The 24472-nt window shown below is 67.5% G+C and carries 22 protein-coding genes; 11 read left to right on the top strand and 11 right to left on the bottom strand.

All coding sequences use genetic code 11. The annotated features are described in order from the left end of the window. The first annotated feature begins 195 nt into the window (after positions 1–195). The gene (locus ACN8ZM_RS21620) at positions 196–531 is read left to right on the top strand and encodes an H-NS family nucleoid-associated regulatory protein (protein WP_420212328.1); all 336 of its coding nucleotides are present in this window, start codon (positions 196–198) and stop codon (positions 529–531) included. Positions 532–715: 184 nt separating this feature from the next. On the opposite strand, the gene ACN8ZM_RS21625 is transcribed toward ACN8ZM_RS21620, so the two are convergent. Continuing rightward, positions 716–1480 (bottom strand): SDR family oxidoreductase, encoded by a 765-nt coding sequence (locus tag ACN8ZM_RS21625; RefSeq protein ID WP_420212329.1) that lies wholly within the window; start codon positions 1478–1480, stop codon positions 716–718. Positions 1481–1620: 140 nt separating this feature from the next. Continuing rightward, the gene (locus ACN8ZM_RS21630) at positions 1621–2565 is read right to left on the bottom strand and encodes a LysR family transcriptional regulator (protein WP_420212330.1); all 945 of its coding nucleotides are present in this window, start codon (positions 2563–2565) and stop codon (positions 1621–1623) included. A gap of 164 nt (positions 2566–2729) precedes the next feature. Between ACN8ZM_RS21630 and ACN8ZM_RS21635 the strand changes: the two genes are divergently transcribed. The 4 genes from ACN8ZM_RS21635 to ACN8ZM_RS21650 all read left to right on the top strand — a co-directional run bounded on the left by ACN8ZM_RS21635 (position 2730) and on the right by ACN8ZM_RS21650 (position 7714). Next, complete coding sequence (locus tag ACN8ZM_RS21635; protein ID WP_420212331.1) at positions 2730–3944, top strand: FAD-dependent oxidoreductase; 1215 nt, start codon at positions 2730–2732, stop codon at positions 3942–3944. A 307-nt stretch (positions 3945–4251) separates the two neighbouring features. Further along, positions 4252–5538 (top strand): c-type cytochrome, encoded by a 1287-nt coding sequence (locus ACN8ZM_RS21640; RefSeq protein ID WP_420212332.1) that lies wholly within the window; start codon positions 4252–4254, stop codon positions 5536–5538. Between the two features lie 14 nt (positions 5539–5552). Continuing rightward, complete coding sequence (locus ACN8ZM_RS21645) at positions 5553–6086, top strand: sugar dehydrogenase complex small subunit (protein WP_043183961.1); 534 nt, start codon at positions 5553–5555, stop codon at positions 6084–6086. 26 nt (positions 6087–6112) lie between these two features. Beyond that, on the top strand, positions 6113–7714 hold the full coding sequence (locus ACN8ZM_RS21650; RefSeq protein ID WP_420212333.1) for a GMC family oxidoreductase: 1602 nt from the start codon (positions 6113–6115) through the stop codon (positions 7712–7714). Positions 7715–7750: 36 nt separating this feature from the next. Here the strand turns inward: ACN8ZM_RS21650 and ACN8ZM_RS21655 are convergent, their stop codons facing one another. Beyond that, a complete protein-coding gene (locus ACN8ZM_RS21655) occupies positions 7751–8686 on the bottom strand; it encodes an alpha/beta hydrolase (RefSeq protein WP_089452572.1) in 936 nt (311 codons plus the stop codon). A gap of 61 nt (positions 8687–8747) precedes the next feature. After that, a complete protein-coding gene (locus ACN8ZM_RS21660) occupies positions 8748–9845 on the bottom strand; it encodes an OpgC domain-containing protein (RefSeq protein ID WP_043183960.1) in 1098 nt (365 codons plus the stop codon). 383 nt (positions 9846–10228) lie between these two features. Here ACN8ZM_RS21660 and ACN8ZM_RS21665 point away from each other — a divergent pair, with 383 nt between their 5' ends. Further along, positions 10229–11383 carry a porin gene (locus ACN8ZM_RS21665; protein ID WP_205822648.1) on the top strand — a complete coding sequence of 385 codons (1155 nt, stop codon included), beginning with the start codon at positions 10229–10231 and terminating at the stop codon, positions 11381–11383. 41 nt (positions 11384–11424) lie between these two features. On the opposite strand, the gene ACN8ZM_RS21670 is transcribed toward ACN8ZM_RS21665, so the two are convergent. Continuing rightward, positions 11425–12336 (bottom strand): LysR family transcriptional regulator, encoded by a 912-nt coding sequence (locus tag ACN8ZM_RS21670; protein ID WP_043183890.1) that lies wholly within the window; start codon positions 12334–12336, stop codon positions 11425–11427. A 140-nt stretch (positions 12337–12476) separates the two neighbouring features. On the opposite strand from ACN8ZM_RS21670, the gene ACN8ZM_RS21675 reads away from it, so the two are divergent. Then, positions 12477–13493, top strand: a complete 1017-nt coding sequence (locus ACN8ZM_RS21675; protein ID WP_420212334.1) for an aldo/keto reductase — start codon at positions 12477–12479, stop codon at positions 13491–13493. Positions 13494–13774: 281 nt separating this feature from the next. After that, positions 13775–14515, top strand: a complete 741-nt coding sequence (locus ACN8ZM_RS21680; RefSeq protein WP_420212335.1) for a sulfite exporter TauE/SafE family protein — start codon at positions 13775–13777, stop codon at positions 14513–14515. Between the two features lie 104 nt (positions 14516–14619). Here the strand turns inward: ACN8ZM_RS21680 and ACN8ZM_RS21685 are convergent, their stop codons facing one another. Then, complete coding sequence (locus ACN8ZM_RS21685) at positions 14620–16788, bottom strand: hypothetical protein (protein WP_420212336.1); 2169 nt, start codon at positions 16786–16788, stop codon at positions 14620–14622. Between the two features lie 482 nt (positions 16789–17270). Next, a complete protein-coding gene (locus tag ACN8ZM_RS21690) occupies positions 17271–18167 on the bottom strand; it encodes a LysR substrate-binding domain-containing protein (RefSeq protein WP_043183886.1) in 897 nt (298 codons plus the stop codon). A 499-nt stretch (positions 18168–18666) separates the two neighbouring features. Here ACN8ZM_RS21690 and ACN8ZM_RS21695 point away from each other — a divergent pair, with 499 nt between their 5' ends. From ACN8ZM_RS21695 to ACN8ZM_RS21705, 3 genes are all read left to right on the top strand, one after another. Beyond that, entirely contained in the window at positions 18667–19527 is an 861-nt protein-coding gene (locus tag ACN8ZM_RS21695) for a peptidoglycan DD-metalloendopeptidase family protein (protein WP_420212337.1), read from the top strand. Between the two features lie 210 nt (positions 19528–19737). Next, on the top strand, positions 19738–20637 hold the full coding sequence (gene bla, locus ACN8ZM_RS21700) for a class A beta-lactamase (RefSeq protein ID WP_043183884.1): 900 nt from the start codon (positions 19738–19740) through the stop codon (positions 20635–20637). A gap of 106 nt (positions 20638–20743) precedes the next feature. Next, on the top strand, positions 20744–21616 hold the full coding sequence (locus tag ACN8ZM_RS21705) for a LysR substrate-binding domain-containing protein (protein WP_043183883.1): 873 nt from the start codon (positions 20744–20746) through the stop codon (positions 21614–21616). A 67-nt stretch (positions 21617–21683) separates the two neighbouring features. Here ACN8ZM_RS21705 and ACN8ZM_RS21710 read toward each other — a convergent pair whose 3' ends face one another. The 4 genes from ACN8ZM_RS21710 to ACN8ZM_RS21725 form a co-directional block, all read right to left on the bottom strand. Further along, complete coding sequence (locus ACN8ZM_RS21710) at positions 21684–22019, bottom strand: type 1 fimbrial protein (protein ID WP_043183882.1); 336 nt, start codon at positions 22017–22019, stop codon at positions 21684–21686. Between the two features lie 378 nt (positions 22020–22397). Then, complete coding sequence (locus tag ACN8ZM_RS21715; protein ID WP_043183881.1) at positions 22398–22652, bottom strand: GlsB/YeaQ/YmgE family stress response membrane protein; 255 nt, start codon at positions 22650–22652, stop codon at positions 22398–22400. Between the two features lie 132 nt (positions 22653–22784). Beyond that, positions 22785–23561 carry an ABC transporter ATP-binding protein gene (locus ACN8ZM_RS21720; protein ID WP_420212338.1) on the bottom strand — a complete coding sequence of 259 codons (777 nt, stop codon included), beginning with the start codon at positions 23559–23561 and terminating at the stop codon, positions 22785–22787. Then, on the bottom strand, positions 23558–24472 hold the full coding sequence (locus ACN8ZM_RS21725; RefSeq protein ID WP_043183879.1) for an ABC transporter ATP-binding protein: 915 nt from the start codon (positions 24470–24472) through the stop codon (positions 23558–23560). The genes ACN8ZM_RS21720 and ACN8ZM_RS21725 overlap by 4 nt, the downstream gene beginning before the upstream one ends.

The following is a 24472-nucleotide window of genomic DNA, read 5'->3' on the forward strand; positions in this document are numbered from 1 at the left end:
ATCGTGCCGTCGCGGGCGCGCACTGTGTGCCGGTGTGTGGCGGCGTGTCGTTGCCCTCGTGTCGCGTGCTTCGATGCGCCGACGCGAGCCGTTTGCCGATCGAGTGAATGCCGTCGTCACGGGGCGACGTGAAACAGTCAGTTAGTCATGCGAATCGTGCCGGTTAGCATGCGGATGCGGGGCAGGAAGCAGAAGATGAGCGCGAGCAAGACCTATGCACAGCTCGTAGTCGAGCTGGCCGAACTGGACGAGGAAATCGAGCGCGCACGCGCACGCGAACGCGTCGATGCGATCGCGGAGGTTCACTCGCTGATGGATACCTACGCGATCAAGCATCGCGACCTGGTCGGCCGCAATGGCAGCCGGGGTTCGTACGTCGTGAAAGTGCTGCCGGCGCGCTATCGCGATCCGGCGAGCGGGAAGGAGTGGAGCGGGCGCGGCAATGCGCCGCTCTGGATCAGGGGCAAGGATCGCCGTCAGTTCGTCATCGTCAAGCCGCTGTCCACCAGCAAGAAAACCAGGGCCCGTTGAAGGCGGGCGCCGGGCTGCGGCGATAGCGGCTTCGCCGGCGTTTGGCCCGGCGGCGTCAACACCACGAGCAGCGTCGCGCTTTCAGGCGATTTCACCGGTGCGCATCGGTCTCCGGGAGACATCGTCCGCTGTCGTGACGCGGGTGATGTCTCCCGATGCGAGCGGGATTGGGTGCCGCGTGCGTTTAACCGCGTCCCACGAATGGCATGGCCGTCGCCATGATCGTCATGTTCAGGATGTTCGTGTCCAGCGGCAGGTTCGCCATCTGGACGATCGCGTTCGCGACATGCGTGACGTCCATGCGTGCCTCGGGCGCCAGGCTGCCGTCGGCCTGCGGGACGCCTTGCGTCATCCGGTCCGTAAGCGACGTTGCCGCGTTGCCGATGTCGATCTGACTACACGCGATGTTGTAGCGGCGGCCGTCGAGCGCCAGCGACTTGGTGATCCCGGTCACCGCATGCTTGGTGGCCGTGTACGCGATCGTATCGGGGCGCGGCGCATGCGCAGAGATCGAACCGTTGTTGATGATCCGGCCGCCCTGCGGCGTTTGCGCTTTCATCAGGCGCCATGCGGCCCGCGCGCACAGAAAGACGCCGGTCAGGTTCGTCGCGACGACGCTGTTCCACACATCGAAATCGTATTCGTCGAGGGAAATCGGCGGCGCATTGCGGCCGGCATTGTTGAAGAGTACGTCCAGCCGGCCGAACTGCTGCGCGATCTGCGCAAACGCATGGTCGACCGATGCTTCGTCGGTGACGTCGGCAGGAAACACGTGTGCGTCGCCGCCGGCGGCCTGGATCGCGTCCTGCGTTTCGCGCAACGACGCCTCCTTGCGCCCGAGCAGCGCGACGGTGAATCCCGCTTGGGCGAGCGCGGTGGCCGCTGCGCGACCGATGCCGGAGCCGGCGCCCGTGACAGCTGCGAATTTCTGCGACTTCGAGACAGACATGGCTTGAGTTCCTGCGGGTTGAGTGACGGGTGAGGCTGCGGATGAACGATGGCAGGGCCACTTCGGCAATGTAGTCGAAATGCGTGGCGCAGCGGTTCACGCGATATCGTAAAGCACGCGCGATGGTGCGACGACCTCGACTACTTCTTCCTGCCGGGCGCGGCCTTCCTTGCCCGCGTGCCCGACTCCGCAAACAGATCGACGACCACGTCGCGCAGCCACCGGTTCCCTTCGTCCTGATTGACCCGCGTATGCCAGAGCATGTGAATCGGCGCACCCGGCAGCGTGACGGGCAACGCGCGCCAGCCCAGCGAAAACGGCGCGGCGAGCTGCTGCGCGAGATGCTCGGGCACCGTCGCGATCAGGTCGGTGCGCTGCAGGATGTAGCCCACGCTCATGAAATGCGGCACCGTGAGCCGCACCTGGCGCGTCACGCGGCGGCGCTTCAGCCATTCGTCCACCTGCCCGTGACCGGTGCCGGCCGACACGACGACCAGATGCTCGGCATTGCGCCACGCGTCGACCGTCAGTGGCGCGTCCTCGAGCGGATGCCCGCGCCGGAACAGGCACACATAGCGCTGATCGAACAGCCGGCGCTGATAGAAGCCGCCCTTGAGCTGCGGCAGCAGGCCGATCGCGAGATCGACGCGGCCGTCGGCCATTTCGTCGCCGAGGTTGACGCTCGTGTTGCGCACGGTATTGAGCGCGATGCCCGGCGCCGCTTGCGACAGGTGTTCGAGCAGCGCCGGCAGGAACACGACTTCGCCGATATCGGTCATGCCGATCGTCAGCGTGCGCGTGGCGCGCAGCGGATCGAACCCGGTCTCGGGATTGAGCGCGGCATGCAGTGTCGCGAGCGCGTGCGACACGGGTTCCGCGAGACGGAGCGCGAACGGCGTCGGCACCACGCCGCCCGGCCCGCGCACGAACAGCGGGTCGCCGAGCCGGCGGCGCAGCTTCGCGAGCGCGTTGCTCACGCCCGGCTGGCTCATGTTCATCTGCTCGGCGACGCTCGATACGCGCCGCTCCTGCATCAGCCGCTGGAAAAGCAGCAGCAGATTGAGGTCGAGATCGCTCAGTTCCATGGGTTTCGCCTTGCCGGGTTCATTGCTTCCAGTGATGAAGCAGATTCCGGTCATTTTATTGCGGGATGAAAGTCCGCTCCTGAAAATATCGACACGGCCATGCAATCGACATGACCGCTGCGCGAGCCGCAGCCCCCCATCGGAACATCGGAGACACCTTCATCATGCAGACGAACCTGAAGATTGCGATCGTCGGCGCCGGGATCGGCGGCCTGACGCTCGCGCTCGCACTGCGCGAGCACGGCATCGACGCGCAGCTCTACGAACAGACGGAGGTGTTGCGCGAAGTCGGCGCGGCCGTCGCGCTGTCGGCCAACGCGACGCGCTTCTACGAGCGCATGGGCTTGCGGGCGGCCTTCGACGCGGTGTGCGCGGACATCCCGGGGCTCGTCTATCGCGACGGCCGCAGCGGCGCGGTGATCGGCCATCATCGCGGCGACCCCGACTATCGCCGGCAATTCGGCGGCGCGTACTGGGGCGTGCATCGCGCGGATCTGCAGGCCGTGCTGTCGAAGGCGGTCGGCCCCGAATCCATCCATCTCGGCCATCGGCTGACCGATCTCGCGCAGCACGCCGATCGCGTCACGCTGGCGTTCGACAACGGCGAGCGCGTCGACGCCGATCTCGTGATCGGCGCGGACGGCGCGCGCTCGATCACGCGGCGCTGGATGCTCGGCTACGACGATGTGCTGTATTCGGGCTGTTCGGGGTTTCGTGGCGTGGTGCCGGCCGCGCGGCTGAGCTTGCTGCCCGATCCCGACACGCTTCAGTACTGGATCGGGCCGCACGGGCACCTGCTGCACTATCCGATCGGCGACAACGGCGACCAGAACTTCCTGCTGGTCGAGCGTCATCCGTCACCGTGGCCGTCGCGCGACTGGGTGATGCCGTCGGAAGAGGGCGAGCAACTGCGCGCGTTCAGGGACTGGCATCCGGCGGTGGTGCAGATGATCACCGCCGTGCCGATCAGCCTGCGCTGGGGGCTGTTCCATCGGCCGCCGCTCGGCCGCTGGAGCCGCGGGCGCGTGACGCTGATCGGCGACGCCGCGCATGCGCTGGTGCCGCACCACGGGCAGGGCGCGAATCAGTCGATCGAGGATGCGGTGGTGCTGGCCGCGCAACTGGCGCAGGCCGGGCCGGGCAACTGGCGCGAAGCGCAGGAAGCGTACGAGCGGCTGCGTCGCGGCCGCACGCGCAAGGTGCAGTACGCGTCGATCTCCGTGGCCGACGTGCTGCACCTGCCCGACGGGCCGGCCGCGCAGGCGCGCAATGCGCGTCTGGCCGAGCGCGACAGCGTGCTGCATCACCTGGACTGGATTCACGATTTCGACGCGTTGGCCGGGGCGCCGAGCGAACGGCAGGGCGGCACGTGGCTTTGAGCGGCGAGCCGTCGCATGGCCGTCGCGCTCGGGCGGCCGACTGCCCGGCGTACCGGCAGGACGGCGAGGTCGGCCGGCGTGACCGGTCGCACCGTGTCTTCGTGCTGCATCGGAAAGCCCGCTAACGAAAGCAAGCCATTCATCGATTGTTTCCTGAACGGCGATTCTGTATCGATTTAGTGTATCGATACAGAAAATGATATAGTCCGGCCACGTCATGCGCACCACCGCCTCTCAAAAAATAGGGGCTGCATGACAGAACACTCCCGAAATCACCTTTTCACCGGATTCCTCCAGGGACGATTCCATGCGTTTGCCCGGCATTTCCGCGCTAGTCGTGCTTTCTCTCATCGCGGCGGCCCCCGCGTCGGCAGCCGGGCAGGCGGCGGATCGCGTTGCGGCGGGCAAGGCGTTGGCCGTCGCGGCGGACTGTGTCGCGTGCCATACCGCGGGTGGCGGCCAGCCGTTCGCGGGCGGTCTCGCCATGCCGTTGCCGATGGGCAATATCTACTCGACCAACATCACGCCGGACAAGCAGACCGGGATCGGCAACTATTCGGGGCAGGAATTCGCGAACGTGCTGCGCAAGGGCGTGCGGCGCGACGGCGGCAACCTGTATCCGGCGATGCCGTACCCGTCGTATACGAAGTTCAGCGATGACGACATCGCGAGCCTGTACGCGTATTTCATGCACGGCGTCGCGCCGGTCCATCAGGCGAACCGCCAACCGGATTTTCCGTGGCCGCTGACCATGCGCTGGCCGCTGAAAATCTGGAACGCGCTCTATCTGCGCGAAGGCGCGTATGTGCCGAAACCCGGGCGGGATGCCGAGTGGAATCGCGGCGCCTATCTGGTCCAGGGCGCCGCGCACTGCGGCACCTGCCATACGCCGCGCGGCATCGGGATGCAGGAACTGGCCTACGACGAAACCGGCACCGGCTACCTCGCCGGCGCGCCGCTCGCGGGCTGGCAGGCGTTCAACATCACGCACGACCGCGACGCCGGCATCGGGACGTGGACGACCGCGCAGATCGTCCAGTACCTGCGCACCGGCAACGTGCCCGGCAAGGCACAGGCAGCCGGCCCGATGGCGGAAGCCGTCGAACACAGCTTCAGCCGCATGAGCGATCGCGACCTGAACGCGATCGCCACGTACCTGTCGACGGTGCCGGCCGCCAAGGGCGCTGACACCGCGCCGCGTTCCACGCAGGGGCGCAAGACCGACGACTACGTCGCGGTGCGTGCCGCAGCCGCCGTCGGCGCTCAGGCACCGGCCGGCGCGTCGCTTTATCTCGACCACTGCGCGAGCTGCCACGGTATGACGGGCGCCGGCACGGCGGACGGCTTCTTTCCGTCGCTGTTCGCCAACAGCACGGTCGGCACCGCGACCGCGTCGAACCTGCTGCAGGTCGTGATGCACGGCGCGAGCGTGAACAACGGCGCCACGCACTATTTCATGCCGGCCTTTCAGACCGAACTCAAGGATGACGAAGTGGTGGTGCTCGTGAACTACCTGAGCGACCGGTTCGGCAGCGGCCGGGCCCGCGTGAGCGCGGCGGATGTCGCGAAGCTCCGCACGGCGCCCGCACACTGAAGGAGATGTCCGCGATGAACGATTTCGATGGAGCCGGCGACCTGGACGTGCAGCGCCGTCGTCTCATGAAGCTGTCGGCCGGCGCGGCGCTCGCCGCGGCGTTGCCGGCCGGTAGGTTGATGGCGCGTGCGGCCGTGGCGCCGGAAGCCTTGCCGGCGCGGGACTTTGCCGGCGTGGCTGCGTACCTGACTTGCCGCAAGGCGCTCCCGGCGCGCTATGTGCAGTCCGTCTACGACGGCCTCGTCGCGCAGGACCACGCGTTTCCCGCACGACTGCGCGCGCTCGTCGTCGCGATCGACACGGGCACGCAGCCGCTCGAGGCCTTCGTGAAGACGCTCGGCATCGCGGCGCCTGAATTGCACACCACGGCGCTGGCCGTCATCGAAGCCTTCTACACCGGCAGCGTCGGGCACGGCGGGCAGGCGCGGATGGTCGGCTACGAAACCGCGCTGATGTTCGAGCCGACCGTGGACGTCACGGTCATTCCAACCTATATCCGCGCGCGCCCCGAATACTGGACCGAGCGCCCGGCCGTCGACGCCGGTTGACCGCCTTCCGAACGAGGATCGAAACCATGGGCAGTACTTACGACGCGGACGTCATCGTCATCGGCGCGGGCATCCTGGGCGGCGCCGTCGCGCAGTCGCTGACGCAGCAGCGCAAGTCCGTCATCGTGATCGAGGCGGGGCCGGACGTGAAGCGGGCCGAACTCGTCAGCGCGTTCCGCAACTACGGCAACAAGTCCGACTACAACGGCCCGTATCCGGATCTGCCGTGGGCACCGAAGTCGTCCACCGGGCGCTATTCCGACCGGTACATCGACAGCGTCGGCCCGGTGCTGCAGAAGCCATCGTTCCTGCGGCTCGTCGGCGGGACGACGTGGCACTGGGGCGGCGCGACCTGGCGCATGCTGCCGAACGACTTCCGCCTGCACAGCCTGTACGGGCACGGGCGCGACTGGCCGATCGGCTATGACGAGCTCGAGCCGTGGTATCAGCTCGCGGAAGAACAGATCGGCGTATCGGGCTCGGACACCGACGACCAGAGCGGCCAGGGCGGTGCGCCGTTCCCGCCGCGCTCGAAGCCGTACCCGATGCGGCAGCAACCGTGGTCGTACCTGACGCAGCAGGTCGCGGACAAGGTCGCGACGATCGGCCATCGTTTCGTCGACGAACCCAACGCGCGCGCGACGCGGCCCTACGACGGCCGGCCGACCTGCGCGGGCAACAACAACTGCGCGCCGATCTGCCCGATCGGCGCGCAATTCTCCGGCGATCGCCCGGTCCTGCGCGCCGTCGCGCAGGGCGCGCGGCTATTGACGAATGCGGTCGTCTACAAGATCGAACGCGGCGAGAACCGCAAGATCGCGGCGATTCATTACATGACGCCCGACGGCAAAAGCACGCGCCTGACCGCTCGCACCTTCGTGCTCGCGGCACATGGCGTCGAGATTCCGAAGCTGCTGCTGATGTCGGACGTCGCGAACGCGTCCGGCCAGGTCGGCCGCAACATGATGGGGCACACCGGCCGCGCGATCGCGATGCTCGCCCGCGAGCCATTGTGGGCCGGGCGCGGCCCGACGCAGCAGGGCAGTATCAACACGCGGCGCGACGGTGCGTTTCGCCGCGAACATGGCGCGATCCGGCATTTCCTCGACAACACGGTGCCCAACGAGATCGTCACGCGGCGGCTGATCGCGCAAGGCATCGTCGGCGACGCGCTCGATGCGCGGATTCGTCACGACGCGGCACGCTATCTGAAGATCGCGAGCTACGTCGAGATCCTGCCCGACCCGCGCAACCGGGTCACCCTGAGCGACCGCAAGGATGCGCTCGGGCTGCCGACGCCACGCACCGACTACGACGTCTACGATTATTCGTTGCGCGCGGCGTCGCAAGTGCTCGACGATTACCGCGATTTCCAGCAGGTGTTCGGTGCAACCGAGGTCGTGAACGACGTCCACGCGTGGGTGCCGAGTTCGCACATCATGGGCACGACGATCATGGGCAACGATCCGGCGGATTCGGTCGTCGACCGCGATTGCCGGACGCACGATCACCCGAACCTGTTCATCGCGAGCACGGCCGTGCATCCGAGTTCGTCGGTGGTCAATCCGACGCTGACCGGGTACGCGCTGGCGCTGCGGATGGCGAAGACGATCGGTACGGAAGTCTGACGCGGCCGGCGGCGCGGGGCCGCGCTTACGCCGCCGTCACTTCACGCACTCCAGCGCGTACTTCAAGCCCTGCCCGAGCAGCCCGCGCCATACGTCCCACGTATGCCCGCCGTCGACGATGCGCAGTTCGGCCGGGTTCTGCGCGCGGCGCAGGTGCGTGTACAGCACGCTCGATTCCGCCTGGATGGTCAGGTCGTCGTCGCCGGCCGCGATGAACATCGGGATCCGCCAGGTGCGTGCGAAATAGCCGCGCATCAGCGCCGGGTAGTTGAGCTCGTGCCACACGCGCGGATCGAACTGCCGGTCGCCGAACACGCCGACGTAGCGCGCGGCGGAATTGAGCGGCGGCTCGTTCGCGTAGATCGCGGGGCTCAGCAGCATCGCGCCGCAGAACAGCCCGGGTTCGAGCAGCGAGAAGCGCAGCGCGCCGAAGCCGCCCATCGACACGCCGCCGATCGCGCGGCCCGCGCGCTGGTTCGACACCGCGAAGTGCGCTTCGACTTCGGGCAGCAGGTCGTTGAGGAACGCGCTCTGCATCTTCTCCTTGCGGTCGACGTACCAGTCGGTGCCGCCCTGCGGCATCACGATCACGACGGGCGGAATCTCGCGACGTTCGATCAGCGTGTCGGCGGTGGCCTGCAGCCGGCCCTGCGTGACCCAGTCGTTCGCATTGCCGGCGTTGCCGTGCAGCAGGTACATCACCGGGTAGCGCGCGCCTTCCGGGTTGTAGCCGGGCGGCAGGTAGACCGTGTACGACCAGTCGCGCTTCAGCGACGCCGACCGGAACGTGCGCAGCACGACGCTGCTGCCCGGGTTGACCGCGGGCTCCAGGGCGGCCGACGGGGTCGTCGCGGTCTGGACGGCCGGTGGCGGCGGTACGGGCGATACCGGCGGCGCGGCCGGCGTGGCGCGGGCGGTGGCGATGGAGCCGGCGATCAGGGCGAGGGCGAACGGAAGGGCGAGTCGGCGCATGACGAATCGTTTCAGGAGAGGCGCCGGCTATCGTAGCAGCGGCGCATGACGGCGCGGCGCGTCATCGCCGCGAACGGAACGGCAGCCGCGCGACGAGCGGCCCGTAGAGTTTGGCGACGAGATACAGCAGGCCCATCGCGACCACATCGGCAAGCAGGCCGAGCTTCACGTCGAGATAGCCTTCGGTCGCCTGGTAAAGCAGCGAGTCGACCGCGAGCGAGATGCCGGTGCCCGCGACGAAGCACAGCAGCCCCTGCCGGCCGATCGTGCCGATCCACGGCATCGCGTGCGCGACCTTCTTCATCCAGCCGAGGTGGACGAGCTTGGCCGCGAGCCACGCAATCGCGAGGAAGTTCGCGAGCCGCAGCGCGCCGAGGTTCTGCTTGATCGACGGATCGGTCGGGAACGGTTCGATGCGCAGCCGGTAGTACGCGCCGGCCGCGACGATCGCGAGCGCCGCGGCCGTCAGCAGCCAGCCTTGCGGCTTCGGCGCGAGCGTCTGGTAGACGGGCTGGCAGCGCGCGATCACGCCGAGCACGAACAGGAACTGCCACGCGAACGGATTGAAGTCCCACGGCGCGCCTTCGACGGTCGGCAAAAAGCGCGCGACGTGCGGCGCCGCGTACCAGAGCGATCCGCTGAACGCGAGCAGCAGCCACGGCTGCGTGCGCGCGAGCGGCAGCGTGAGCGGGACGAGCAGCGCGAAGAACGCGTACATCGGCAGCACCGACGCGAGATACGGCTGGCGGCGGAACAGCAGGATGTCGCGCAACGCGGCGAGCGGCTTCTGGAGCAGGCCGTCGAGGTCGTTGGTCGGCATGTTCGGGCCGTCGATCGCGAACGCGTTCAGCGCGGCCGTGATCAGCAGCATCAGGCCGGCCGTCACGAGGAACGCGCGGTAGATCTCGAACGCGCGCCGGATGAAGCGCTGGCGCGCGGCGGCCTCGTCGTGGCGCTCGGCCAGCGAGTTGTACGCGATCGCGGTCGCGAAGCCGCCGAGGAACACGAACACCTCGGCCGCGTCGCACAGCGCGTACGCGTGCAGCGTCACGCGCGACAGGATGCTGCCGCCGATGTGGTCGACGACGATGACGAGCAGCACGAGGCCGCGGAAGAAATCGAGCTCGGCGTAGCGGCCGGCCCGGGCCGGTGCGGTCATCGGACCGCCTCCCGGCGCGGGGCGCGTGCGCGGCCGGCACGCGCCGCGCATGAATCGGGGTGAAGCATGACTTCGTGAAAGAAATGACGAACGGATGCGCATTGTGCCACCGATGCGGCGTACACCGGGTTTACGCGGATGGTCGGCCGTCCTGCCGCTGCCGATAAGCCCGGTCAGGCCGTCTGCGCAACAGGGCAGTTGGACGAGCGCAACGGTTTGCGCAGGGTTCATATACCCCGATGGACGGACGGTTTGCGACGTGACACCATTTTGACCTCACGCGGCCGCACACCGCGTCGTCCGCCCTGCGGGCCACACATATAACAGACCAAACATCCGCCGGGCGCTTGACCATGCCCGGCCACCGGCTCCGGAGATCCGTCATGAAGAAGCACGTCATTTTTACCGCCGCGCTGGCCGCTTTCGCCGCGCCGGTCTTCGCCCAGAACAGCGTGACGCTGTACGGTGTGATCGACGAAGGCTTCAATTACACGAACAACGTGAACGTCAATGGGGTCGGAAAAACGAATTACCAGCTCGCGAGCGGCTATGCACAGGGCAGCCGCTGGGGCCTGAGGGGCAGCGAAGATCTCGGCGGCGGGCTGAAGGCGATCTTCACGCTGGAAAACGGCTTCGACGTGAACAACGGCCGGCTCGGCCAGGGCGGCCGCATGTTCGGCCGCCAGGCGTTCGTCGGGCTGAGCGAGTCGCGCTTCGGCACGCTGACCTTCGGCCGCCAGTACGACTCGGTCGTCGACTATCTCGCGCCGCTCACGGCCAACGGCAACTGGGGCGGCACGCTGTTCTCGCACCCGTTCGACAACGACAACACGGACAACTCGTTCCGCGTCAACAACACGGTCAAGTATGCAAGCGCCGACTGGAACGGCCTGACGTTCGGCGGCACGTACAGCTTCAGCAACAGCACCGGCTTCTCGAACAACCGTCAATACAGCCTCGGCGCGCAGTATTCGCTCGCCGGGCTGCAGGTCGCGGCAGCGTACCTGCAGGCGAACAACCCGGGCGTCGGCAGCGCGGGCGCGATCTCGGCGGATGACGCAAACTTCGTCGCCGACCGCCTGCGGATCTTCGGCGGCGGCGTCAACTACACGTTCGGCCCGGCCACGGTCGGCTTCGTCTACACGAAGACGGACGTGAAGAACCCGGTGTCGACCGTCTACCTGCCGACGGCGACGTTCGCCGGCCTCGGGCTGACCGCGACGAAGTTCCAGAACTTCGAGATCAACGGCAAGTACCAGCTCACGCCCGATTTCTATCTCGGCGCGCAGTACGTGTACACGGACGGCAAGTTCGATGCCGCAGCCGGGTCGTTCAAGCCGAAATACCACACTGTCGGGCTGATGGCCGACTACAGCCTGTCGAAGCGCACCGACGTCTACCTGCAGGGCGCATGGCAGAAGGTCGCCGGCGACAAGACCGGCACGGCGGCCGACGGCGGCTATGTCGTCGGGACGGACGGCCCGTCGGCGTCGTCGAACCAGTTCGCGGTGCGCGCCGCGATCCGCCACAAATTCTGATCGGGCGGCGCCGGGGCCGCGTGTTCCGGCGCTGGCTGCGCTCAGTCCGCCCGGGGCGTGGCGCCGAGCGTTTCCGCGAGCCAGTCGACGAAGATCCGCACACGCGGCGCGAGATGCCGGCCGGTCGGAAACACGACCGACACGGGCAGCGGCTCCGCATTCCATTCCGGCAGCACCTCGACCAGCGAGCCGTCGGCCAGCAGCGGCCCGAGGCCGTCGCGCGGTACCTGGATCAGCCCGAGGCCCGCAAGACAGCACGCGAGATACGCCTGCGAGCTGTTGACCGACACGACGCTGCGCATCTTGACCGCGTGCAGCTCGCCCGAATCCATGTCCGCATATTCCCAGTCCAGCTCGCGGCCCGTGCGGCTCGAGAAATAGCCGACCGCGACGTGGTCCGGCAGCTCGTCCGGCGAGCGCGGCGTGCCGTGTCGCGCGAGATACGCGGGTGCCGCGCAGTTGATCTGCGCCAGTTCGCCGATGCGCCGCGCGACGAGCGATGTGTCGGACATCGTGCCGACCCGCACCGCGCAGTCGATGCCGTCGGCGACGAGATCGACGAAGCGGTCGGTCGTGCCGATCACGACGCGCAGGTCGGGGTAGCGCGCGTGGAAACCCGGTAGCGCCGGAATCACCTGGTTCAGCGCGAAGCGCTCGGGCAGGTCGACGCGGATCGCGCCGCGCGGCGTCGTGCCGGCGTCCTCGAACAGCGTTTCCGCATCGTCGAGATCGGCCAGCAAGCGCATGCAGCGTTCGTAATAGGTTGCGCCCTCGGCCGTCAGCGCGACGCGCCGCGTCGTGCGCTGCAGCAGGCGGGTCTTCAGGTGCTTTTCCAGATACTGGACGGCATTGCTGACCGTCGGGCGCGGCAGTTGCAGCTGCTCGGCCGCTTTCGTGAAGCTGCCGAGATGGGCGACGCGCGCGAAGATGCGCATTGCTTGCAGATGATCCATGCGGGGCGAGTGCGTGGGTGGAGGGGAGCAGGCTCCATTGTTAATCAGCGTCGAATGGTTTGGTTGAGTGTTTCGCGTTTATCGTGCGTCGCGATGCGTCCAGAATCCGGCCTGTTCATTGATCACTCGAGGAAACGGACATGGATATGCGTGAACTGGGCCGGACGGGCCCGCGGGTGTCGGCGCTCGCGCTCGGCTGCATGGGGATGTCGGACTTCTACGGGCCGGCCGACCGCGACGAAAGCATCGCGACCCTGCACGCGGCCCTCGACCACGGCATCACGATGCTCGACACCGGCGATTTCTACGGCATGGGCGACAACGAGATGCTGATCCGCGATGCGCTGCGCGGCCGGGCACGCGACCAGGTGCTGATCAGCGTGAAATTCGGCGCGCTGCGCGATCCGGCCGGCGGGTTTGCCGGCTACGACGCGCGGCCGGTGGCGATCCGCAACTTCGTCGCGTACTCGCTGAAGCGGCTCGGGACCGACTACATCGACATCTACCGGCCGGCGCGCGTCGATCCGGCGGTGCCGATCGAGGAGACGATCGGCGCGATCGCCGATCTCGTGCAGGCCGGGTACGTGCGCCATATCGGCCTGTCGGAAGCCGGCGTCGACACGATCCGCCGCGCGGCGGCCGTCGCGCCGATCGCCGACCTGCAAATCGAGTATTCGCTGCTGTCGCGTGGTATCGAGGCCGGGATCCTGCCCGCGTGCCGCGAACTCGGGATCGGCGTGACGGCCTACGGCGTGCTGTCGCGCGGGCTGCTCGGCGGACGCTGGAGCACGGCGCGGGAAGGTGAGCGTGATTTTCGCGCCGCGAGCCCGCGCTTCCAGGGCGAGAACCTCGCGCACAACCTCGCGCTCGTCGACGCGCTGCGCGCCATCGCCGACGAGAAGGGCAGCAATCCGGCGCAGGTCGCGATCGCGTGGGTACTGTCGCGCGGCGACGATATCGTGCCGCTGATCGGCGCGCGCAAGCGCACGCAGCTTCAGGATGCGTTTCAGGCCTCAGAGATGCAACTAACGGTCAATGACAGCGCGCGCATTGAAGCGGCGGTTCCCGCCGGGGCGGCTGCCGGTGAGCGTTATCCGACCGCACAGATGGCGCACCTCGACAGCGAGCAGGGGCGGGGGGCATCTCACGGGGACTGATCGGCCCGGGTCGGCACGGGTTGCGGAACAGGCCCCGTATTCGGCTCGAATCCGGGGGCCGGGGCCGGGTTCGGCAACCCGGATGGCGGCGCATGGCCGGTACCGCCTGCCTTGACGCCGGCGGTGCGTTTCACGACGGCCGGCGGTGCGACAGCCCATCGGCACCATCGCGCCGCCGCTCCGTCCGGCAAGCCCTAGCCAGCCTCAGGCAAAGCCAGATGGCGGGTGGCGCGATCGGGGTTCACCATCGGCGCCGTACTCAACCGGACGGAATGCCTTTCATGCACATTCATACGCTGACGATCATCGCGGGGGTTTTCCTGCTGGCCGGCGCGGTCAAGGGAATGATCGGGCTCGGCCTGCCGACGATCGCGATGGGGCTGCTGACGCTCGCGATGCCACCGTCGGCCGCGGCGAGCCTGCTGCTCGTGCCGTCGTTCATCACCAATGTGTGGCAGTTGTGGCTCGGCCCGTCGTTCGGGCCGCTGCTGCGCCGGCTGTGGCCGTTGCTCGCCGGCCTGACGATCGGCACGCTGACGGGCGGGCTGCCCGCGCTCGCGGCCGGCACCACGTGGACGCATGCGGCACTCGGCGTCGTGCTGATCCTCTACGGGCTGTGGGGGCTGGCCGCCGCGCGGCTGCCGGCGCCGGGCCGCCACGAAAAATGGCTGTCGGCCGTGGTCGGCTACCTGACGGGTGTCGTGACGGCTGCGACCGGCGTATTCGTCGTGCCGGCCGTGCCGTACCTGCAGGCGCTGCGGCTGTCGAAGGACGACCTGATCCAGGCGCTCGGGCTGTCGTTCACCGCATCGACGATCGTGCTCGGCCTGCAATTGCGAGTGACGGGCGCGCTGGAGACGGTCGATCTCGGCGTGTCGGCGCTCGCGCTCGTGCCGGCGCTGGCAGGCATGGCCGGCGGGCAATATGCGCGGCGCGTGATGAGCGAGAAGGCGTTCAAGCGCTGCTTCTTCGTCGGGCTGATCGCGCTGGGCGGGTATATGGCGGCGTCGGGGTGGCTGTGAGCGGGCATCGCCGACGAGCGTGATGCCCACCGGTCGTGACGATCCCGAAGCCGGTTCGACAGCAACCGGCTTCGGGAGCATGCACGGAACGAGGGTCACACCGCTCAGGCCGGGTCGGCGTACTTCAGCGTCCACCCGAACGTGCGGGTCGCGCCCGCGCCGAGTGCAAACGGCTTCGTCGTGCACGCGAAGTTCGAATGCAACTGGCCGATCGGCGTCGTCGACAGCGGATTCGTCGTGCCGTTCGCCGTGTCGAAGGCGGACAGCGCGCAGGTGTCGAACCCGGACGCCGCATAGCCGGTCGCGGCGCTGTTCGCATACGCGACCGACACACCGTCGCCGTTGGCCTGCGTCGACGCGAAATCCGCGAACGACGTGAAGTCCGTCTCGACCGACAGGTTGCCGGTGAGCGTGCCCGTACTCAGCGTATCGCTGCGTGCGACCGAGCCGTGCGCGAACGTCAGCACCGTATGCACCTGCAGGTCGAGATCCGTCGTGTACGCCGCGTTCTTCGACGCGAGCCGGAACTTCGCGGTATCGAACGACACGATCACCTGCCCGTTGCCTTGCTGGACGTTCAGGTTCTTGTAGTACGTGACGGGCATGTAGGTCTTCCCGTTGTACGACACTTGAGGCACCAGCAGCGCGTAGCCGAGATCGGTCGTGCCGTAGATCAGCTTGTCGGAGAACGGCACCGGATAGTACGGCGTGTACGAGTTGTAGTCGGGCGCCTGGCTGAGGTTCAGGTTGATCACGCGCCGGCCGTCGCGCACGGTGACGAGCGCCGCACTGTACGGATGCGCGGTGTCGCCGGGCTGGTTGTACCAGGTGAGCGTGTAGCGCGGCAGCGCATCGAGCCACGCGTTGTAGTCCGCATCGGCCATCGGCGCCTGGCCGCCGAAGCCGAGCTTGTTCCACCACGCGTTCACGTACAGGTACTGGTGCAGCAGGCTGAAGTTCTCGCCCATCACGCGCGGCTTGCCGCGATACGCGTCCGTGCCGCGGCCCTTGACCCACATGTTCACCGACGGCGTCGGCAGCGACGGGTCGTACCAGTATGTGTCGAACCGACGCGCGGCCTGGTAGATGAACGCATACGCGACCTGCTTCTCCTGGTCGGTCAGCACGCCGGCGTTGGCCGCGGCCGTCAGCACTTCCATGAACGCCGAATCGCCGTACGGGCCGATCGAGCGGCCGTAGTTGAAGCCCTGGCCGTTCGCGTTCAGCTGCGGCAGGATCAGGTCGACCGACTTGCGCAGATAGCCCTTCAGTTCGGGCGTGAGATTCGCTTCGTTGCCCATCTCGAACGTGCGCTCGGTCACTTCGCCGATCAGCAGCGTGCTGTAGCGGTCGAAGCGTGCCTGGTCGTAGTAGGTCGTGTGGGTGTTCGACGCTTCGTCCGAGAACCCGCCCGACGAATCGTTGCGGATATGGTTCGTGAGCGTGTACAGCAGCGCGTCGCGCGCGCCCATCGTCGCGACCGACGGATCGGTCTTCGATGCAAACGACGGGCTGCTCCAGCCGAGCTTCTGGCGCAGCCCGGCAATTCCGTAGGACACCGCATAGTAATTCTGCGCGGTGTTGAGCGACGCGATGTCGATTGGCGTACCGGCCGCGGGGCACGTATCGGTCTTGCCGCTCGCATCGGGGCCGAACATGTCGCAGAAGGTGAGCCGCTGCTGCAGCGTCGCGAGCATCGCGTCGCTGAAGACTTCGTTGAGCATCCCGTGCGCCTTCAGGTTGTTCAGCGCGACGAGGTAGTAGTACTCGCCCCAGGACGTATTCGCATACGTGTAGTTGCTGCCCGACTGCGCCATCATCGCGGTCGTGATCGTCTGGTAGGTCGCGAGGTAGCTTGCGTATTGCGGATCGTTCTTCGACTTCATGTCGATCAGGATGTACGACAGGCCGAGCGCGAGCTTGCCCGGCAGGAATTTGTCGCCGGTGTTGGTGTCGAGCACGTGGACCGGCGTGCCGTCGCCGAGATCCATCACGACCTGCGTGAAGTCGGGCGATTTCCGGATCAGGTCGAACAACGCGCGCATCTGGCCCATCATCGTGACCGGAATGTTCGTGCCGGCCGGCACGCTGGTGTCGGGCGCGCCGTAGACGAGCGCCTGCAACGAGTTGGACGCGAGCGACGGTGTCGTGGACGGGGGCGGCGAAGATGATGACGGCGTATCGGTCACGTCGTTGCCGCCGCACGCGCTGACGAACAGGACGGAAAGGGCGCTGAACGCGGCGCCGAGCGCGAATCTGCTGCGCGGATGCATTGTGTCTCCAGTTTTGAATAGTGATGAAGGACGGGCGGCGGTGGCCGTTGCCGCGCTCGATGCCCGTACCTTGCCTCCGTCTTGCAACCCTGATCCCTGAAGACGGACGGCCTGAATCACTACTCGAGCGGGCAAGCGTTCTCCCTGCACGGGCCGTGACCGGCGTCGCGCGGATACATTGGAAAACGTTTTCCAAATTTAGGCAGCGATCGACATGATGTCAATGAACTTTCACGCCGGAAGCGCCGGGAAAAACCCGGATAGTGGGAAGGCGGGAGGGGCAGGCGGGATAGGAATGTCGCACCCGTTACCGGGATTTCTTCCGGTTGAGAGGCGGTGCAGCGTGGAGTGTCGGTGCGGAAGCGGCGAGCAGAACGGCTATCCGGCGACGCCAGCTCACCGGATTTTGCGAGAAAACGTTATCCATAAGGATCGAAGTGAGTCGGGCCGCGCATCGCGGCTTCGACCACGAACGGCGCGCGTCACTGCGACGTGGTTTCGCCGGACAGAAACGCGACGAACTCCCGCGTGTACTTCGGCAGCGCGTCGAACGACCGCGCGCACAGCTTCAGCCGACGATGGCTCCACGAATCGGACAGCTCGACGAGCCGCACGTCCATCGTCTGCATCGCGCGCTCGGCCGCGTGGCGCGACACGATGCCGATGCCCACGCCGCTGGCGATCATGCGGCAGATCGCATCGAAGCTCTTCAGTTGCACGCGATAGCGGATCCGCTTGCCGAGCGCGCGCGCCTGGTCGGCGAGATGCACCTGCAGTGCGCTGCCGTCGGTGAGGCCGATGAAGTCGGCATCGGCGATCGCGTCGAACGCGACGTTGTCTTGTGCCGCGAGCGCATGGGTGGCCGGCACGACGACGATCAGCCAGTCCTCGCGGAACGGTTTCTGTTCGAGCCCGCCGAGCCCGACCGAATCGGCGACGATGCCGACGTCGGCCGTCTTGTTGCGGATCGCATGCACGATCTCCTGGCTCGAGCGCTCCTCGACGCTGATCGACAGCTTCGGATGATGCGGCAGGTAGTCGGCCAGCGCGTCGGGCAGGTATTCGCTCAGCGACGCCGTGTTGCACAGCAGCCGGATATGCCCGCGCAGCCCCTGGCCGTATTGCTGCAGTTCGCCGCGCATGTGGTCGATCTGCTGCAGCACGGTGCGCGCGTGGTGTTCGAGCGCGCGGCCGGCGTCGGTTGCCTGCGCGCCCGACTTGGTCCGGTGCAGCAGCGGCACGCCGAGCTCGTCCTCCATGCCGCGGATGCGCTCGCTCGCGGCCTGCAGCGTGATGTGGGTCCGCTCGGCGCCGCTCGTGATCGTGCCGGCGTCGCAGATGTTCAGGAAGAGCCGCAGGTCGGTCAGGTCAAAACGCATGATGGGTGGGGCGATCATGTTGGAATGGCCGATAAGTTAGCAGGGAATCGCAGCCGCGGTCTCAGGCGCAGCCTGAGGCCGGATTCGCCGGTTCCGCATTTTCGGGGCGCGATCGATGGCGGATCATGACCGCACATCAACCGGGGAGCCTGTCATGCAGATCGATCCGTCGTGGGCCGTGTCGTTCAAGATCGCGATGCACGTGCTGTTCCTGTGCATCGGCATCGCGTGGGCCTGTTCCGAACTCGCCACGTGGTTGCGTTGAACACCGCTTCGCGTCTATTGAAACAAATCTGTCATAGATTCTCGAAACGAAAATTCTTCCGCTTTTCCGCAAAAAGACCATCAAGTTTTTCTGGATCGGGCCGTATTACCGGTAACGAATGCCGGCCGGCATCCGGTTCGTGATTGTTTGTCATCATTGTTTGCATCCGGTTACACGTCGGCCGTTCCGTTTTTGAGATGCTTGAAAGATTGTCAAACCGGAGTCGGATCGTCCATGAAAACGCGCGAGATTCATCGTCACGCGGCGTGGCTGCCGGGCCTGGCCGCCGTGCTCGTCATGGCCGGTTGTGCAAGCACGCAGTCCGTCCCGCCAAGCGACACGCAGGCGGGACAGTCGTCGCCGTCGAGCGCGCCCGTCGCTGCGCCGTCGGCCGCCAGCCCGCCACCGGCGCCGATTCTGGTCGCGCAGAAGTACGTCGTGAAGCGCGGCGACACGTTGACGGGCATCGCGTCCGCGAACGATTGCAGCATCGCCGACCTGCGCACCTGGAACAAGCTGGGTGCGAACGGCAGGCTGCGGATGGGGCAGGTGCTGCGCATCGTCAAGCAGCAGCCGTTGCCGCCGGCGGGCACGGCCGGCACGCAGGTGGCCGCATCGTCGGCCGCGAGTAACGGCGCAGGGGGCAACCCTGCAACGACGCAGACCGCCGCAGCGACGGCGAGCGACCGTCAGGTCGTCAAGGAAACGAAGCGGCATGCGGGCGGTGTCGCGCTCAGGTGGCCCGCGAACGGCAGGATCGTCGACGGGTTCCGGCCGGGGCAGAACCGCGGCATCCAGATTGCCGGCCGGCCCGGCGACCCGGTCCGCGCCGCGGCCGACGGCCGCGTGATGTATGCAGGCACCGGCCTGAACGATTACGGCAGCCTGATCATCGTCCAGCACAATGCGGATTTCCTGACCGCTTATGCGCACAACCGCAAGCTGCTCGTGAAGACGGGCGACATCGTGCGTCAGGGCGACGAGATTGCCGAAATGGGCGACCTCGACAACTCGCGTGTCGCGCTGCTGTTCGAAGTGCGGCGCGACGGCAAGCCGGTCAATCCGATGCCGTACCTGCCTTCGTCACAAGGGTGACGCCGGGCCGTTGCGCTGGAACGTGGCGGCGGTCGCTGCTACGCTAGGGCCTGTTCATGCGCGTCCCGCGCTTCGCGGGGCCGACGGTCGTCTTTCGGGGATGTGCGGCGGATGCCGCCGCGGGCCGGCCGTCGGCGTGAACGGGCGCGCGTCGTCGATGCGTGCCCGCGTTGCTCCGTGCCACCGTTTCCGATAGAACACACCACATTCATGGAACACTCTCCGACACGCCGCTCGCTGTTGCTTGCCGCCGTTGCCGCGCCGTTCGTCGCCGCGTGCAGCTCCGCGCCGGTCGCCGACCAGGGGCGCGCCCATGCCGCCCAGGCCGAATTGACCGCGCTCGAGAAGGCCTCGAACGGCCGGCTCGGCGTCGCCGCGCTCGATACGTCGAACGGCGTGCGCATCGCCCACCATGCGCGCGAGCGCTTCCCGCTGTGTGGCACGTACGCGGTCGTCGCGGCCGCCGCGATGCTCGCGCGCGGCTCGCTCGACGCGTCGCTGCTGCCGCGCCGCATCCTGTATCGCCGCTATGAAGTCGTGTCGGGCTCGCCGATTACGGAAAGCCACGTCGACACGGGCATGACGATCGAGCAGCTTTGCGTGGCGATGCTGCAGTCGGGCGACAAGGGCGCCGGCAACCTGCTGATGGGCGTGCTCGGCGGCCCGCAGGCCGTCACGTCGTTCGCGCGCGCGAGCGGCGACACGTCGTTCCGCCTCGATCACTGGGAGCCCGAACTGAACAACGCGGCGCCCGGCGACGAACGCGACACGTCGACACCGGTCGAGATGGTCGACACGCTGCAGCGGCTGCTGCTCGGCACCACGCTGCACGAGCCGCAGCGCACGCAGCTGACCGAATGGATGGTCGGTGGCGCGCGCGGCGCGACCGGCATCGCGGCGGGCGTACCGCCCGGCTGGCGCGTCGCGGACAAGGCCGGCACCGGCGGATACGGCACGACGACCGACGTCGCGGTGCTGTGGCCGCCGTCGCGTGCGCCGATCGTGATGGCCGTGTCGTTCACGCAGCCGCAGGCCGCCGCTGCGGCCCGCGCGGACGTCGTCGCGTCGGCGGCGCGCATCGTGGCGGGCGCGCTCACCGCGACGGCCTGAGCGTCCCGCGTCTCGCGCAAAACCGGCGTTTGGCTTATCGTGTCGGACAGCGCGCGCCGGGGTCGGCGCGCGGTCCTTCCGCGCCGTTTTTCCGTTTGCCTTCTTCATGCGCCGACTTCCGCCCCTGCACGCGCTGCAGATCTTCTCGACGGTGGCTCGCCACCGCAGCTTCACGCGCGCGGCCGAGCAGCTGTGCATCACGCAGGGCGCGGTGAGCCGGCAGATCCAGACGCTCGAGGCGCATTACGGTTTTCCGTTGTTCAAGCGGCATGCGAAGGGCCTCACGCTGACGGCGGAAGGCGAGCAGTTGCTGCCGGTCGTCAACGAGAGTTTCGCGCGGATCGACGATATTTCGATGAAGCTCACGCGGCAGCGCACCGATCTCGCGCTGAAGGTGCCGACCTGCGTGATGCGCTGGATGCTGCCGCGCATCATGCGCTTCCAGGGCGAGCATCCCGATCTTCATGTGCAGATCACGACGGCGTGGCAGCACGTCGTCGATTTCTCGACCGAGCCGTTCGACGCGGCGATCGTCTACGGCACGTCGCCGGGCCCCGGCGTGTTCGCGCTGCCGCTGTTCGACGAGCGGCTGACGCCCGTCTGCGCGCCCGAATTGCGGCAGACGTCGCCGCTCGACGCGGTCGGCGATCTTGCGCGTCATACGTTGCTGCATCCGACCCGCGACCATCGCGACTGGCGCGCCTGGCTCGATCATGCGGGCGAGCGCAGCGTCGATCCCGCGCGCGGGCCGACGTTCGACACGCTCGATCTCGCGACGAACGCGGCGATGCAGGGCTTTGGCGTCGCGATCGGCGACGTGACGCTCGTCGATGACGACGTCAGCGCGCGTCGGCTCGAACGGCCGTTCGACATCGTGCTCGAGACGGGCGCACGCTACTTCTTCGTCTATCCCGAGAACATCGGCAACCAGCAGAAGATCCGCGCGTTCAGCGACTGGATCGCGCGCCATCGCGATTGACCGGCGAAGCGCGCACGTGCGCGAACCGGCGCGCGGCACCCGTTGGATGCCTCGCCGGCGGACGGCTTTACTGGTACGTCACGACGGCGATCATCGGCGCCTGATTGTTGCCCGGACGGTTCGGTAAAACGATTGCGCGCGAGGCCTGAGTAAAGGTCGTGGTCTTGATGGCCTGCTGGCTCGCCGCGTCGACGAACGCGATCTGGCCGGTTGCCGGGCGCGGGCAGTCAGGCAGCACGTGCCCGCGGGCGAGGTCAGCGGTATCGAGCGCGAACGAGCAGGGCGGCTCGACGATCATGCCGGAGAAATGGATGATGCCGGACGCGCCGGCGGCAAAGGATGAGGAAGTGGCCAGAAGCGAGGCAGCCAGGGCGAACGAGGCGGCGATATGGCGATGCTTCATGACAGGCTCCAGAGAGGAAGCGCGTCGCAGCGGGGCCGCTCGGGTGGCAGTCCGTCAACGCTGCGATGCTGAGTGCGTAAACGGCAAATCCATCGAAACTCTTGAGTGGAAAATTTACAAATTCGGGATATGCGCAAACGATTCCGTATTGCTGAATTCAATCTATGCCTGATTTGTGAGATATCAAATCAGGGTAATGCCGATGGTGTATGCCCAACCGGAGCGCGGATGTCCGATGCGGGTCGTCATGACAGGTCGTTGCGAAGTCAACGAGTTTACGGATCGTGGAAGCGGTGCGCGGGTGAATGTCGGCGCACCAAAAGAAAACGGCCGCTCGTGTCGAGCGGCCGTTTTGCGTTGGAGCCGAAGGGGCGCCGTTCAGTTCATGCGCTTGCGTATTGCGCCGACGATCACGAGCAGCACGATCGCGCCGACGATCGACGCGATCCAGCCCGCGCCCTGGCCCGGCGCGTACCAGCCGGCGGCGCGGCCGACGTAGCCGGCGAACAGCGAGCCGACGATGCCGAGTACGGTCGTCATCAGGATGCCCATCTTGTCGTCGCCGGGCTTGAGCGCGCGGGCGAGGAGGCCGACGATGAGCCCGACGACCAGGGTTTCGATGAAGTGCAGCATGAACGCCTCCCTATTGCGGTTGAGCTGTTGACGAAACGGTGTTGACCCGTACGGCGCACAAGGGTTCCATGCGGCGGCAGAGGCACGGGGCGGGGCGCGCCGAGTATCGCACGCAGGCGCGTCGCGCAGATGTCACGCCGCCGGCGCGCCCGCCACCGGGTCGAGACGACGGTAGCCTTCGGTCGCGTGCAGCAGCGTGCGCGTGTAGTCGCGCGCCACCTGCCCGGCGCGCACGTCCTTGATCCGGAGCTGCTCGACGATCTCGCCATGCTGCATCACCGCGATGCGCTGGCACAGAAAGCCGATCACCGCGAGGTTGTGGCTGACGAGGATCATCGTCAGGTTGCGTTCGCGATGCAGGCGGCGCAGCAGGTTGAGGATCTCGGCCTGCACCGACACGTCGAGCGCGGACGTCGGCTCGTCGAGCAGCAGCACGCGCGGTTCGACGATCAGCGCGCGCGCGATCGCGACGCGCTGGCGCTGGCCGCCCGACAGCTGGTGCGGATAGCGGAACCGGAACGCGGGGCCGAGGCCGACTTCGGACAGTGCGCGGGCGATGCGCGCATCGGTGTCGCCGATGCCATGGATCGACAGCGGCTCGCGCAGCGTCTGGTCGACCGTGAAGCGTGGATGCAGCGACGCGTAGGGATCCTGGAACACCATCTGCACGTGACGGCGGAACGCCCGATCGGGCTTGCCGCCCACCGGCCGGCCGTCGATCGACAGGCTGCCGGACGCGAGCGGCACGAGCCCCGTCAGCGCACGCAGCAGCGTCGACTTGCCGGAGCCCGATTCGCCGACGAGCCCGAACACCTCGCCGTTGCGCACCGCGAAGCTCGCGTCGCGCACGGCGTCGACGTGACCGGTGCGGGTCGGGAAACGGATCGATGCGTGATCGACGTCGATCATCGTGCGGCCTCCTGTCGATCGGCGGGCGTGCCGGCGTGCGACGCGGGATCGAGCCACGCCGGATCGCGCCGCAGCACGGGCAGTTCGTCCGGCGGGTTCGCGAGCGGCGGGTTCGCGGCGAGCAGCCCGCGGGTATACGGATGGGATGCGTTGCGCAGGTCGCGCGCGGCGCAGGTTTCGACCACGCGGCCGGCGTACATCACCGCGACGCGATCGCAGAACGACATCACGAGCGGCAGGTCGTGGCTGATGAACATCAGGCCCGTGTTGTGCCGCGCGATCATCGCGTCGAGCACCGCGAGCACCTGCATCGACACGGCGACGTCGAGTGCGGAGGTCGGCTCGTCGGCGATCAGCAGGCGCGGGCCGGTCGACACCATCATCGCGATCATCACGCGCTGGCCCATGCCGCCCGACAGCTCGTGCGGATACGCATCGGCCACGCGCGCCGGGTCGCGGATCTGCACGGCCGACAGCGCATCAATGATCCGTTCGCGCAGCGCGCGGCCGCGCAGGCCCCGTTCGCGCAGCCGGAACGCTTCGCCCATCTGCTTCGCGACCGTCATCACCGGGTTCAGCGAATATTTCGGGTCCTGCAGGATCATGCCCATCTGGCTGCCGCACAGCCGCCGGCGCTCGCCCGGCGACATCGCGAGCAGGTCGTGGCCCGCGAAGCGCATCGTGCGTGCCGACCAGCGCGCGGCGTCGGGCAGCAGGCCGAGCAGCGCGCGGCCCGTCAGCGATTTGCCTGAGCCCGATTCGCCGACGATGCCGAGCCGCTCGCCGGGGGCGAGGGTCAGCGACAGGTCGCGCACGGCATCGGTGACGGTGCCGTCGTGCCCGCGAAAGCCGATTCTCAGGCCGTCGATTTCGCAGAGCGGCGCGGGCGAGGGGGCGGAATTCAGTGGCAT

The sequence above is a fragment of the Burkholderia aenigmatica genome (assembly GCF_048627025.1).
GTDB classification, from domain to species: domain Bacteria; phylum Pseudomonadota; class Gammaproteobacteria; order Burkholderiales; family Burkholderiaceae; genus Burkholderia; species Burkholderia aenigmatica.